Genomic DNA, 13,013 nt, shown 5'->3' on the forward strand with positions numbered 1-13,013 from the left:
CCCAAGGAGGGTACCATGTACGCCATCTGGATTTCACTGGGGGTCACCTTTTTCGCGCTGGCGATTGCCGGCCTTTCCGCTTCCCGGAAGCGGGACTGAGGCGGTTCAGGCGCGGACGTGCTCCCCGGCGATTTCGCGCGCCCGTTCTGTTACCCGCTGCCATTTCCGCCACTCGCCCTGCGCGTCCTCCAGCGCGCGGTGCGTGGGCGCGCCTTCGCGCAGGTCGTCGAGCGTCAGGATCGTCTCCAGCGCGGACTGCAGCCGGTCTGCCGGAAGGTGAGGGTGCAGGATGGCGCGCGCGCTTTCCGCAATCACATCGTCGCTGTCGCGCAGCCGCAGCGAATGACGCGGCAGGTCGGCGGCGCGCAGCAGGGCGGACAGCCACTTGCCGTCCCACGACGGCGCGCTGGCGCAAAGATCGTGGCCGGACAGGACATCCACCATGCGCCGGGCGACCGCGGCATGATCCTCGCCCTTGGTCTCGAGCTCCGCGCGGGCGATGCCGTGGATCGCCTGCGCCCGCATATCCCAGTCGGTCCAGCGCGGTGCCGGGTGGATCAGGTGCGCCTCGCCCCGGCCGTCTTCCCACACCCAGCCGACCTCTATCGGGTATGACCGGTCGCTGAGTGACGAGGCTTCGAAATCAAGGAACACCAGCATGGTGCTGGTGACAATGCACGACAGGGGTAAACGGCTTCCTGCTTGCTTTCATAGGCGACTCCGCCTACATGGCCGTCATCCCGACATTGTCGCGACATTGTGGGGCTGGCGCCGGAAGGGGCCGGCACGATCGGCCGTTGGCCACAACAGGATTTTAGACGCACGCCCATGGCCGATGTTACCCGCCTGATCGAAGTGATCGAACCCGAAGCTGTGGCGTTGGGGTTCGATCTCGTGCGGGTCAAGTTGACGGGTTCCGGGGAAGAGAGGACGTTGCAGGTGATGGCGGAGGATCCCGCCACCGGGCAGCTGATCGTGGAGCAGTGCATGGCGCTGTCCCGCCGTATCTCCGACGCGATCGACACGTTCGAGGCGGAGAGGGGCGAGCTGATCGCCGGCGCGTATCACCTGGAGGTCAGCAGCCCTGGCATCGACCGGCCGCTGACCCGGGCGAAGGACTGGGCCAACTGGGCCGGGCACGAGGCGCATGTCAGCCTGACGGAGCCGCTGGGCGACCACCGCAAGCTGCGCGGCATCGTGCAGGGCATCGACGATGACGGCATCATCGCGTTCGAGGATAACAAGCACGGCCGGCTGGACGTGCCATTGGCACAGGTCCATTCGGCCAAGCTGGTGCTGACCAACAAGCTGATTGCCGCCACCCGCCCGCTCGACATGAGTGGTGCGGAAGAGATCATGGAAGTCCCGGAAGACATTTCCGAAGAAGAGAAGGCAGACGACTGATGGCCAGTCCGATTTCCGCCAACAAGGCCGAACTGCTCGCGATCGCGAACTCCGTCGCGTCCGAGAAGATGATCGACCGCACCATTGTCATCGAGGCGATGGAAGAGGCGATCCAGAAGGCCGCGCGGGCCCGCTACGGCGCGGAGAACGATATCCGCGCCAAGCTCGACCCGATGAGCGGCGACCTGAAGCTGTGGCGCGTGGTCGAGGTGGTCGAGGAGGTCGAGGACTACTTCAAGCAGGTCAGCGTCGAGCAGGCGGAGAAGCTGCAGAAGGGCTCGGCCGTCGGCGATTTCATCGTCGATCCGCTGCCCCCGGTCGATCTGGGCCGCATCGACGCGCAGAGCGCCAAGCAGGTGATCTTCCAGAAGGTCCGCGATGCCGAGCGCGAGCGCCAGTTCGAGGAGTTCAAGGACCGCGCGGGCGAGGTCATCACCGGCGTCATCAAGTCCGTCGAGTTCGGCAACGTGATCGTGAACCTGGGCCGCGCGGAAGGCATTATCCGCCGCGACCAGCAGATCCCGCGCGAGGCGACCCGCGTTGGCGAGCGCATCCGCGCCTGGGTGATGAAGGTGGAGCGCAACAATCGCGGCCCGCAGATCTTCCTGTCCCGCGCGCATCCCGAATTCATGAAGAAGCTGTTCGCTCAGGAAGTGCCCGAGATCTACGACGGCATCATCGAGATCAAAGCCGCCGCGCGTGATCCGGGCAGCCGCGCCAAGATCGGCGTTATCAGCCGCGATTCCAGCATCGACCCGGTCGGCGCCTGCGTCGGCATGAAGGGCAGCCGCGTGCAGGCGGTGGTGCAGGAACTGCAGGGCGAGAAGATCGACATCATTCCCTGGAGCGAGGACACCGCGACCTTCGTGGTGAACGCGCTGCAGCCCGCCACTGTCAGCCGCGTGGTGCTGGACGAGGATGAGGGGCGCATCGAGGTGGTCGTGCCCGACGACCAGCTGTCGCTGGCGATCGGCCGCCGCGGGCAGAACGTGCGGCTGGCCAGCCAGCTGACCGAGAGCCAGATCGACATCATGACGGAGGAGGAAGCCTCCGAGAAGCGGCAGAAGGAATTCGCCACCCGATCGAAGATGTTCGAGGAGGAGCTGGACGTCGACGAGACGCTGAGCCAGCTGCTGGTGGCTGAAGGCTTCGCCGAGCTGGAGGAGGTCGCCTATGTCGACCTGTCCGAACTCGCCGGCATCGAAGGCTTCGACGACGACCTTGCCGAAGAGTTGCAGAACCGTGCGCAGGAAGCGCTGGAGCGGCAGGAATCGGCCCATCGCGAGGAGCGCAAGGCACTGGGCGTGGAGGATGCGCTGGCCGAGCTGCCGCACCTGAACGAGAACATGCTGGTGGTGCTGGGCAAGGCCGGAATCAAGACGCTGGACGACCTGGCCGACCTCGCCACGGACGAGCTTATCGCCCGCCGCCGCGAAGGGCCGCGCCGTCGCAATACCGACAAGCCGCAGGCCGGCCCGCCGGCCCGCCGTCCGCAGCGCGAGACCGACAAGGGTGGCGTGCTGGGTGAATTCGGCCTGTCGGAAGAGCAGGGTAACGAGATCATCATGGCCGCGCGCGCCCACTGGTTCGCCGACGAGGATGATGCCCCTCAAGCGCAGGAGGCCGCCAATGCGGAATCCTCGCAATGAGCCGGTAAGCGACCACGACAGCAGCGACACGCCGGAGCGGCGTTGCATCCTGTCCGGCGACAACGCTGGCCGGGATGCGATGCTGCGCCTGGCGCTTGGGCCAGGGGGCGAGGGCGGACTGCAACCAGTGCTGCCCGACCCGCTGGCGCGAGCGCCGGGCCGGGGCGCCTGGGTCGGCGTGGATCGTGCGGCGCTGTCGGCCGCGCTTGGCAATGGCAAGCTGAAGGGCGCGCTCGCCCGCGCGTTCCGTACCGGCGCGCTGGCGATCCCGGACGACCTGCCCGATCTGGCACAGGCGGGCCTGACCCGCGCGTTTACCGAACGGCTGGGACTCGAATTCCGCGCCGGACGCCTTATCTTGGGATCGGACCGCATTGCCCGCGCCGCGCGTGAGGGGAAGGTGGCCGCACTGTACCATGCCGCTGATGCCAGCGCCGACGGTGCACGCAAGCTGGATCAGGCGTGGCGCGTGGGGCGGGAGGCGGAAGGAACCGGCCTTGCCGGCACCACCCTGCCACTGGACCGTGCGGCCCTGTCTGTGGCATTGGGCCGCGACAATGTCGTCCATCTGGCGCTGACCGATCACGGATCGGCGCAGCGGGTATCCGGCCCGCTGCAACGCCTGCTGAACTTCCTGGGCGCCCCCGCCGATGGCGCGCAGCTGACACAGGCACGTAACGATGGACGCGAGCGCCTGGCGGCGCCGGAGCAGGCCGACGAGGTCATGCCCCCCGAGCAGATTTGAAGGACTGTTGACCACCAATGAGCGATAACGACGACACCACGACCCGCATCCGCAAGCCCCTGGGCTTGAAGCGTTCGGTCGATGCAGGCGAGGTCAAGCAGACCTTCAGCCACGGCCGGACCAACAAGGTCGCGGTCGAGGTCAAGCGTTCGCGCAAGCTGACGCGCCCAGGCGACAAGCCGGCTCCCGCCGCCGCCGAAGCACCCGCACCTGCGCCTGCGCCTGCTCCGGTGGCCAGCCAGCCGCGCCCCGTCGCCCCCCCGCCCCCGCCCGTGCGCCCCGCCGCATCGGCGGAAAGCCGCCGCGAGATGCAGGAACGGCTGCTGCGCGAGGCCGAGGAAGCCCGGCTTGCCGCCATGGAAGAGGTGAGCCGCCGCGAGGACGAGGAGCGCCAGCGTGCTGCCGAGGCCGAGCGTCGCCGCGCCGACGAGCGCCGCAGCGAGGCGGAGGCCGCCGCTGAGACGCCCGCACCCGCGCCTGCCGAGCCGGTGGCCGAGACGCCGGCACCGGCCGCTGCCGCTGCCCCCGCCCCTGCCGAGGATGCGCCTGCCGCTGCCGAAGCGGCACCCGCACCTGCGGCCGAGTCCGCCACGGATGCGGGTACGCCAGCCGAGGCTCCGGCTGCTGCCGCAGCAGCCCCGGCGGAGGTTGAGGAAGCGCCGGCCATTCCGGCTCCGCGCCGCTTCTCCCCGGTGCCTCGTCCCGAGATCCGGCGCCCGGCGCCAAGCGAGGCCACAACTCGTGCGGGTGATGGCGACAAGTCCGCTGCCGGCCGTGCCAAGGCCGCCGGCGCGGCGCTCAGCACCGGCCGTACCGCGACCGACCGCAACGCGGCCGACCGTGGCGCCACGAACGACCGCGACAAGCGGCGTGGGGGCAAGCTGACGGTCAACCGCGCGCTGAACGATGACGAGGGCGCCCGCGCGCGCAGCCTCGCCGCGCTGAAGCGTGCGCGGGAGAAGGAGCGTCGCTCGCATGGCGGCTCCTCCAAGCCGCGCGAGAAGCAGGTGCGCGACGTCACCGTGCCGGAGGCAATCACCGTGGGTGAACTCGCCAATCGCATGGCGGAGAAGGGCGCCGACCTGGTGAAGGCGCTGTTCAACATGGGCATGATGGTCACCGTCAACCAGACGATCGACCAGGACACGGCGGAGCTGCTGGTCGAGGAATTCGGCCACACCATGATCCGCGTGTCGGCCGACGACGTGGACATCAAGCAGTCGGTCGACACCGATCCGGAGGAGACTTTGCGTCCCCGTCCGCCGGTGGTCACGATCATGGGCCATGTCGATCACGGCAAGACCAGCTTGCTTGACGCCCTGCGCGGCGCCAACGTGGTGAAGGGGGAAGCCGGCGGTATCACCCAGCACATCGGGTCGTACCAGATCACCACCAAGGACAAGCAGAAGATCACGTTCCTGGATACGCCGGGCCACGAGGCGTTCACGCAGATGCGCATGCGCGGCGCGAACGTGACCGACATCGTGGTGCTGGTGGTCGCGGCGGATGATGGCATCATGCCGCAGACGATCGAGGCCATCAATCACACCAAGGCGGCGGGCGTGCCGATGATCGTGGCGATCAACAAGGTCGACAAGCCCGAGGCCAATCCGCAGCGCATCCGCGAACGCCTGTTGGAGCACGAGGTCGTGGTCGAGCAGATGAGCGGCGACGTGCAGGACGTGGAGGTCTCCGCCAAGACTGGCGCGGGTCTCGACCAGTTGATCGAGGCGATCAACCTGCAGGCCGAGCTGCTGGAGCTGAAGGCGCGTCCGGATCGCGAGGCGGAGGCGACCGTGATCGAGGCGCAGCTCGACAAGGGCCGCGGGCCGGTGGCGACCGTGCTGGTGCGTCGCGGCACGCTGAAGCGTGGCGACACCTTCGTGGTCGGCACGCAGAGCGGCCGTGTCCGCGCGCTGGTCGACGATGCCGGCAAGCAGATCAAGGAAGCCGGTCCGTCCATGCCGGTGGAGGTGCTGGGCCTTGGCGGCGTGCCGCAGGCCGGTGACCTGCTGACCGTGGTCGAGAACGAGCAGCGCGCCCGCGAGGTGGCGGAATACCGCCAGCAGCAGGCGACGGAGAAGCGCACGGCCATGGCGCCGGCCAACCTGGATGCGATGTTTGCGGGCCTGAACAGCTCCGTCATCGAGTTCCCGCTGGTCGTGAAGGCCGACGTGCAGGGCTCCGTCGAGGCGATCGTGCAGGCGCTGCACAATCTGTCGAACGACGAGATCAAGGTCCGCGTGCTGCAGCAGGGCGTGGGTGCGATCACGGAGAGCGACGTGTCGTTGGCGGCGGCGTCCAAGGCGCCGGTCATCGGCTTCAACGTGCGACCTAACGCCAATGCCCGCCAGCTGATCCAGCGGGACAAGGTGCGGATGATGTATTACGATGTCATCTATCACCTGACGCAGGAGATCGCCAAGGAGATGGCGGGCGAGCTTGGTCCCCTGCGGATCGAGAACGTCGTGGGCCGTGCGCAGGTCAAGCAGGTGTTTCCTGCGGGCAAGCGCGACAAGGCGGCTGGCCTGCTGGTGGAGGAGGGCGCGATCCGCAAGGGTCTGCATGCCCGTCTCACCCGCAACGACGTCATCGTCAGCGCCACGACCATCGCCTCGCTCCGCCGGTTCAAGGACGATGTGGACGAGGTGCGCGCGGGTACGGAATGCGGTGTGGTCCTGGCCGACACCAACGACATCCGCGCCGGCGACCAGCTGGAAGTGTTCGAGGTGACGGAGCAGGAACGCACGCTCTGATTGGGGAACGGCTGTTGTTTCCGGGGCGTTCCAAGCCCCGGAAAACAATACGGGATCGCTCCGCATGAAGACTGCGCTGCTGCTGCGGCATCTGAGTTTCGAACATGTCGGCGTGTGGCAGCATTCGCTGGAACAGCGGGGCTTCACCATCGATTATGTCGATGCGCCGCGGCAGGATCTGTCGCGGGTGGACGTGGAGAGCCCGGACCTGCTGATCGCGTTGGGCGGCCCTGTGGGCGTGCACGATGCGGACAAATATCCGTTCCTGCATGGCGAGCTGGACTTGGTGAAGCGCCGGCTCGCCAGCGGGCGGCCATTGCTGGGCATCTGCCTGGGCGCCCAGCAGATCGCCCATTCGCTGGGCGCGAAGGTGGGGAAGATCGACGGGCCGGAGATCGGCTTTTCGGCGCTCCAACTCGCTGATGCCGCTGATGCTTCGCCGCTGGCGCCGCTTGGCGACTGGCCAGTGCTGCACTGGCATGGGGAAGGGTTCGACCTGCCGCCGGGTGCGCAGCATCTGGCCGCCACTGGGCCATGCCCGCACCAGGCGTTCTCCATCGGTCCGAACGTGCTCGGCCTGCAATTTCACCTGGAGGTGGACGGGGTCGAGATCGAGGACTGGCTGGTCGGTCATTGCAGCGAGCTCGCCAGCAACGGTATCGACCCGCGCACCATCCGTGCGGACGCGGAACGGTATGGACCGGAACTGCGCCGCCGCGCCGACAGGGTGCTGGGGGCATGGATCGATGGCTGGCGGGACGACGCGCCCGGTGCCATGATGAAGGCGGAACAGGCGGCCTTCTCGCCTGCATGATAGAGTGAATTGTGGCACGTCAGCCGAACAAGAACGAAGATCCGTCCGTCCGCCTGCTGAAGGTAGGCGAACGCGTGCGCCATGTGTTGTCCGAACTGCTGACGCGGCAGACGGTGCATGACGATACGCTTTCCGGTCACACCGTGTCCGTGACGGAGGTGCGCATGTCGCCCGACTTGCGACAGGCCAAGGCTTACGTGAAGCCGTTGCTGGGCGGTGACGAGGCGGAGGTGCTGACCGCCCTGCGGCGCAATACCGCCTTCCTGCAGCGCGAGGTGGCGCAGCGGCTGGGCCTGAAATTCGCGCCCAAGTTGCGCTTCATGTCCGACGAGAGCTTCGACGAGGCGCACCGGATCGACCAGTTGCTGGCCGATCCGCGCGTCTCCCGCGATCTCGACACCGACGAGGTGGACGAGGACTGAGCGTGCGGGTTACTGGCCCCGATGGCTAAGCTGTATTTCTACTACGCCAGCATGAATGCGGGCAAGTCGACCAACCTGCTGCAGGCGGACTTCAACTACCGCGAGCGGGGCATGGAGACGATGCGCTGGACCGCGGCAATCGACACCCGTGATGCGGCGCCGATCGCCAGCCGGATCGGCCTGATCGCCGATGCCCACCTGTTCACGGCGACGACCGACCTGTGGGAGGTCGTGTCCGGTAGCCATGCGGATAGACCGCTGGCGTGCGTGCTGGTGGACGAAGCGCAGTTCCTGACCCCGGCGCAGGTGTGGCAATGCGCGCGCATCGCCGACGAGGCGAACATTCCGGTGCTGTGCTATGGCCTGCGGACGGATTTCAGGGGCGCACTGTTCCCCGGTTCGGCTGTGCTGCTGGGGGTGGCGGATTCCCTGATCGAACTGAAGGCGGTGTGCCATTGCGGGCGCAAGGCGACCATGAACCTGCGGCTGGGTGACGGCGGCGATCCGGTGCAGCAGGGTGAGCAGACGCAGATCGGCGGCAACGAGCGGTATGTCGCGCTGTGTCGACGACACTTCGCGGAGGCGCTGGCCCTCTATCGCGGTGGCGCCGCTGTCACTAACTGAGCGTCATGAACGACACATTCCTGCTGGCGCTGGCGATGATCCCCGCGCTGGTCATCGCCATCGTCTGCCACGAGGTCGCCCATGGCTGGGCCGCGCTGATGCTGGGTGATCCCACCGCCAAGGAGCGGCGGCGGCTGACGCTGAACCCCATCCGCCACGTCGATCCGGTCGGCACGCTGCTGGTGCCGGGCGGCCTGGCGCTGGCGGGAATGCCGGTGTTCGGTTGGGCCAAGCCGGTGCCAGTCGATTACCGCCGCCTGCGCGATCCGCGCACCGGCATGATGCTGGTCGCCGCGGCCGGTCCGCTGACCAACCTGGTGCTGGCGGCGCTGGGCGCGGTGGTTCTGGGTCTGACCGCCCGGTTCGCCAGCGGGCCGCTTGATGGTGCGCTCGGCTATTTTGTGGTGACGGCGCAGTTGTTCATCCTGATCAACATCTTCCTGGCGCTGTTCAACCTGCTGCCGATCCCGCCGTTCGACGGATCGCACATCCTGGAAGGCCTGCTGCCCCGGCGCGCGGCGATGGTGTATGACCGACTGCGGCCGCTGGGCTTCCCGCTGGTGTTCGTGCTGCTGGTGGCGGTGCCATACCTGTTCCCTGGCAGCGGCATCGTGGAGAATGTGGTGGCCCCGCCGGTCGACTGGCTGGAAGGCAACTACATGCGGCTGGCCGCCTTCGTGGCAGGGGCCTGAGTTCCCGTGCCGCATGGCTGGCTGATCCTCGACAAGCCGCGCGGGCTCGGCTCCACCCAGGCCGTCGGCGCGGTGAAGCGGGTGCTGCGCGCCGGCGGTCATGGTAAGGTCAAGGTTGGCCATGGCGGCACGCTGGACCCGCTGGCCGAAGGGGTGCTGCCGATCGCGCTGGGGGAGGCGACGAAGCTGGCGGGGCGGATGCTGGATGCCAGCAAGACCTACGCCTTCACGGTCGCGTTCGGCATCCAGACCACGACGTTGGATACGGAGGGGGAAGTCGTTGCTGCCAGCGAGCACCGGCCTTCGGTGGCCGAGGTCAAGGCGGTGCTGCCGCGCTTCACCGGGCCGATCGACCAGGTGCCGCCCGCCTTCTCCGCATTGAAGGTCGATGGCCGGCGCGCCTACGCTTTGGCGCGGGCGGGGCAGGAGGTGGAACTGGCCACGCGTTCCGTGACGATTCACGCGCTGACGCTGTTGGATACCGGTGCCGATCACGCGACCCTGCTGGCACATGTCAGCAAGGGCACCTATATCCGCAGCCTGGCGCGCGACATCGCGCTGGCGCTGGGTACAGTAGGTCATGTGACCTTTCTGCAGCGCCGGCAGGCCGGACCGTTCACCCAGGATCAGGCGATTTCGCTGGACATGCTGGAGGAAATCGGCAAGGGCGCGCCGCTTGAAGACCACCTCCTGCGCTTGGAGGCGGGGCTGGACGGTATCCCGGCCCTGACCCTCGATCCGGAAGACGTGCAGGCGGTCCGCCAGGGCCGGGTCTTGTCCGGACAGCCCCATGCAGACGGGCTCCACCTTGCGACGACGGGCGATGTGCCGGTCGCGCTGGTGGAGATCGCCGGCGGGACGATGAAGGTCGTTCGAGGGTTCAATCTCTAGTCGATACCGCGGAGCAAGAAGAATGACGGTTACCGCAGAACGCAAGCAGGAAATCATCACCGACAACGCCCGTCAGCAGGGCGATACCGGTTCCCCCGAAGTGCAGGTCGCGATCCTGACCGAACGGATCCGCAACCTGACCGAGCACTTCAAGAGCAACCACAAGGACAACCATTCGCGCCGCGGCCTGCTGACCATGGTCAACAAGCGCCGCAGCCTGCTGGCCTATCTGAAGAAGAAGGACGTCGCGCGGTACAACGCGCTGATCGCCAAGCTGGGCCTGCGCAAGTAAGAATGACGGGGAGGGGCGGCCGGTTGGCCGCCCTTTTCGCAAGGATGCAATGAACGACCGGCATTGAATGCCGGCAGGCACAACCAGACAGTTTTGGGCACAGGCCGCGCAATCCGGCGCTGCCACGCCCCGGAGCCGTACACTACGAGGCTCCATACCGGACCGGGACGGCATACCCGGCAGCAAACCCCGCCAGTGCAATAGGGCCGGCGGGTACGAGGAACACAGATGTTCGACACCAAGACCGTATCGCTGGAGTGGGGCGGCAAGACCCTCACCCTCGAAACCGGGCGCATCGCGCGCCAGGCCGATGGCGCCGTGCTGGCGACCTATGGCGAAACCGTGGTGCTGTGCGCCGTGACGGCCGCACGCACCGTGAAGGAAGGGCAGGATTTCTTCCCGCTGACCGTCCACTACCAGGAAAAGTTCTCCGCCGCCGGGCGCATCCCGGGCGGCTTCTTCAAGCGTGAGCGCGGCGCGACCGAGAAGGAGACGCTGACCAGCCGCCTGATCGACCGGCCGATCCGCCCGCTGTTCCCCGAAGGGTTCTACAACGAGATCAACGTGATCGCGCAGGTCCTGTCGTATGACGGCGAGACCGAGGCCGATGTCGTGGCGATGATCGCCGCGTCGGCCGCGCTGACCATCTCGGGCGTGCCCTTCATGGGCCCGATCGGGGCCGCGCGCGTCGGCTTCGTCGATGGCGAATACACGCTGAACCCGAAGCAGGACGCAGCCCTCGCCAATGGCCGCCTGGACCTGGTCGTCGCCGCCACGCACGAGGCGGTTATGATGGTTGAGTCCGAGGCCAAGGAACTGACCGAGGAAGAGATGCTGGGCGCAGTCATGTTCGCGCATGACGAATGCCGCAAGGTGATCGACGCGATCATCGATCTGGCCGAGCAGGCGGCGAAGGAGCCGTGGGAGCTGACTCCGGTGGAGGACAAGTCCGCCACGCTCAAGGAGCTCGACAAGCTGATCGGCAAGGACCTGGCCAAGGCGTACAAGCTGACCGACAAGCAGGCCCGCCAGAATGCCGTGAACGAGGCCCGCGCCAAGGCGCGCGCGCACTTCGAAAGCATCGAGGGCGCGAACCCGGCTGAGTATCTGGGCAAGCTGAAGCTGGTCAAGAAGCTGGAAGCGGACATCGTCCGCAAGGCCATCCTGAAAGACGGCAAGCGCATCGACGGCCGTACCGTCGACCAGGTCCGCCCGATCGAGGCAATGGTCGGCTTCCTGCCGCGCACGCACGGCTCGAGCCTGTTCACCCGTGGCGAGACGCAGGCGATCTGCACCACCACGCTGGGCACCAAGGATGCCGAGCAGATGATCGACGGGCTGGAAGGCCTGTCGTACCAGTCCTTCATGCTGCACTACAACTTCCCGCCCTACTCGGTCGGTGAAGTGGGCCGCTTCGGCGCGCCGGGCCGCCGCGAGGTCGGGCATGGCAAGCTGGCATGGCGCGCGCTGCACCCGGTGCTGCCGTCGAAGGAGGACTTCCCCTACACGATCCGCGTCCTGTCCGACATCACGGAGAGCAATGGTTCCTCCAGCATGGCGACCGTGTGCGGCGGTTGCCTGTCGATGATGGATGCGGGCGTGCCGATCGAACGGCCCGTCAGCGGCATCGCGATGGGCCTGATCCTGGAAGGCAAGGACTTCGCCGTCCTGTCCGACATCCTGGGTGACGAGGATCACTTGGGCGACATGGACTTCAAGGTCGCGGGCACTGAAGCTGGCATCACCAGCCTGCAGATGGACATCAAGATCGCCGGCATCACGCAGGAGATCATGGGCAAGGCGCTGGAGCAGGCGAAGGCTGGCCGTGCGCACATCCTGGGCGAGATGACGAAGGCGCTGGGCACCGCCCGCACCGAGCTGTCCGCCCATGCCCCGCGCATCGAGACGATGCAGATCGACAAGTCGAAGATCCGCGACGTGATCGGCACCGGCGGCAAGGTGATCCGCGAGATCGTGGCCGAGACCGGCGCCAAGGTCGACATCGACGACGAGGGCGTGATCAAGATCTCCTCTTCCGACATCGCCCAGATTGAGGCGGCGAAGAAGTGGATTTCCGGCATCGTGGAAGAGGCGGAAGTCGGCGCGATCTACACCGGCAAGGTCGTCAACATCGTCGATTTCGGCGCCTTCGTGAACTTCATGGGTGGCAAGGACGGTCTGGTCCACGTGTCCGAGATGAAGAACGAGCGGGTCGAGAAGCCGACCGACGTTGTCTCCGAGGGCCAAGAGGTGAAGGTCAAGGTCCTGGAGATCGACAATCGCGGCAAGGTCCGCCTGTCGATGCGCGTCGTCGACCAGGAAACCGGTGAGGAGCTGGAGGACACCCGTCCTCCCCGTGAACCGCGTGAACCGCGCGGCGATCGTGGTGGTGACCGCGGCGGCGACCGTGGTGGCCGTGGTGGTGACCGGCGTGGGCCGCGCGGCGGCGGCGACCGCAACCGTGGTCCGCGCGGCGAGGGTCGCGGTGACCGCGGTGGCCGTGGCGGTGACGAGGGCGGCAACCCCGATCACATCCCCGCCTTCCTGCGCGAGGAATGATCGTTTTTTGATCGGCTGTTCCATTCTGGAATGGCACAGGGGCCGCGATCGGTTTGTCCGATCGCGGCCCTTTGCATTTGTTCGCAGACGCAGCACACTTCGTCGGACGACTCGCCGGCTGTTTACTGTCTGTTTACCATGGGCATTCACACCCGACGCATGGCG

At 67.1% G+C, this 13,013-nt stretch carries 12 protein-coding genes; 11 read left to right on the plus strand and 1 reads right to left on the minus strand.

Going from position 1 to position 13,013, the window contains the following annotated elements; all coding sequences use genetic code 11:
• Positions 1-105: 105 nt before the first annotated feature.
• Positions 106-660, minus strand: a complete 555-nt coding sequence (locus V5740_RS01980) for a transcriptional regulator (RefSeq protein WP_347303416.1) — start codon at positions 658-660, stop codon at positions 106-108.
• Positions 661-828: 168 nt separating this feature from the next.
• On the opposite strand from V5740_RS01980, the gene rimP reads away from it, so the two are divergent.
• The 11 genes from rimP to pnp all read left to right on the plus strand — a co-directional run bounded on the left by rimP (position 829) and on the right by pnp (position 12,848).
• On the plus strand, positions 829-1,404 hold the full coding sequence (rimP, locus tag V5740_RS01985; protein WP_347303417.1) for a ribosome maturation protein RimP: 576 nt from the start codon (positions 829-831) through the stop codon (positions 1,402-1,404).
• Entirely contained in the window at positions 1,404-3,053 is a 1,650-nt protein-coding gene (gene nusA, locus V5740_RS01990; RefSeq protein WP_347303418.1) for a transcription termination factor NusA, read from the plus strand. The genes rimP and nusA overlap by 1 nt, the downstream gene beginning before the upstream one ends.
• A complete protein-coding gene (locus V5740_RS01995; RefSeq protein WP_347303419.1) occupies positions 3,034-3,798 on the plus strand; it encodes a DUF448 domain-containing protein in 765 nt (254 codons plus the stop codon). Before nusA ends, V5740_RS01995 begins: the two co-directional genes overlap by 20 nt.
• A 17-nt stretch (positions 3,799-3,815) precedes the next feature.
• Positions 3,816-6,554, plus strand: coding sequence for a translation initiation factor IF-2 (gene infB, locus V5740_RS02000; RefSeq protein WP_347303420.1), 2,739 nt, complete (start codon positions 3,816-3,818; stop codon positions 6,552-6,554).
• 64 nt (positions 6,555-6,618) lie between these two features.
• The gene (locus V5740_RS02005; RefSeq protein WP_347303421.1) at positions 6,619-7,368 is read left to right on the plus strand and encodes a glutamine amidotransferase; all 750 of its coding nucleotides are present in this window, start codon (positions 6,619-6,621) and stop codon (positions 7,366-7,368) included.
• Between the two features lie 11 nt (positions 7,369-7,379).
• On the plus strand, positions 7,380-7,790 hold the full coding sequence (gene rbfA / locus V5740_RS02010; RefSeq protein ID WP_347303422.1) for a 30S ribosome-binding factor RbfA: 411 nt from the start codon (positions 7,380-7,382) through the stop codon (positions 7,788-7,790).
• Between the two features lie 21 nt (positions 7,791-7,811).
• Positions 7,812-8,414, plus strand: coding sequence for a thymidine kinase (locus V5740_RS02015; RefSeq protein ID WP_347303423.1), 603 nt, complete (start codon positions 7,812-7,814; stop codon positions 8,412-8,414).
• Between the two features lie 5 nt (positions 8,415-8,419).
• Complete coding sequence (locus V5740_RS02020) at positions 8,420-9,106, plus strand: site-2 protease family protein (protein WP_347303424.1); 687 nt, start codon at positions 8,420-8,422, stop codon at positions 9,104-9,106.
• 6 nt (positions 9,107-9,112) lie between these two features.
• Positions 9,113-9,997, plus strand: coding sequence for a tRNA pseudouridine(55) synthase TruB (gene truB, locus V5740_RS02025; protein ID WP_347303425.1), 885 nt, complete (start codon positions 9,113-9,115; stop codon positions 9,995-9,997).
• A gap of 22 nt (positions 9,998-10,019) precedes the next feature.
• On the plus strand, positions 10,020-10,289 hold the full coding sequence (gene rpsO, locus V5740_RS02030; protein ID WP_347303426.1) for a 30S ribosomal protein S15: 270 nt from the start codon (positions 10,020-10,022) through the stop codon (positions 10,287-10,289).
• A gap of 228 nt (positions 10,290-10,517) precedes the next feature.
• Positions 10,518-12,848, plus strand: a complete 2,331-nt coding sequence (pnp, locus tag V5740_RS02035) for a polyribonucleotide nucleotidyltransferase (protein WP_347303427.1) — start codon at positions 10,518-10,520, stop codon at positions 12,846-12,848.
• Positions 12,849-13,013: the final 165 nt, after the last annotated feature.

The sequence above is a fragment of the Croceibacterium sp. TMG7-5b_MA50 genome, from assembly GCF_039830145.1.
Taxonomy (GTDB): Bacteria; Pseudomonadota; Alphaproteobacteria; order Sphingomonadales; family Sphingomonadaceae; genus Croceibacterium.

Coding starts and splice junctions, on each gene's coding strand:
- V5740_RS01980 (WP_347303416.1), bottom strand. CDS start 660: ATGCTGGTGTTCCTTGATTTCGAAGCCTCGTCACTCAGCGACCGGTCA.
- rimP (WP_347303417.1), top strand. CDS start 829: ATGGCCGATGTTACCCGCCTGATCGAAGTGATCGAACCCGAAGCTGTG.
- nusA (WP_347303418.1), top strand. CDS start 1,404: ATGGCCAGTCCGATTTCCGCCAACAAGGCCGAACTGCTCGCGATCGCG.
- V5740_RS01995 (WP_347303419.1), top strand. CDS start 3,034: ATGCGGAATCCTCGCAATGAGCCGGTAAGCGACCACGACAGCAGCGAC.
- infB (WP_347303420.1), top strand. CDS start 3,816: ATGAGCGATAACGACGACACCACGACCCGCATCCGCAAGCCCCTGGGC.
- V5740_RS02005 (WP_347303421.1), top strand. CDS start 6,619: ATGAAGACTGCGCTGCTGCTGCGGCATCTGAGTTTCGAACATGTCGGC.
- V5740_RS02015 (WP_347303423.1), top strand. CDS start 7,812: ATGGCTAAGCTGTATTTCTACTACGCCAGCATGAATGCGGGCAAGTCG.
- V5740_RS02020 (WP_347303424.1), top strand. CDS start 8,420: ATGAACGACACATTCCTGCTGGCGCTGGCGATGATCCCCGCGCTGGTC.
- rpsO (WP_347303426.1), top strand. CDS start 10,020: ATGACGGTTACCGCAGAACGCAAGCAGGAAATCATCACCGACAACGCC.
- pnp (WP_347303427.1), top strand. CDS start 10,518: ATGTTCGACACCAAGACCGTATCGCTGGAGTGGGGCGGCAAGACCCTC.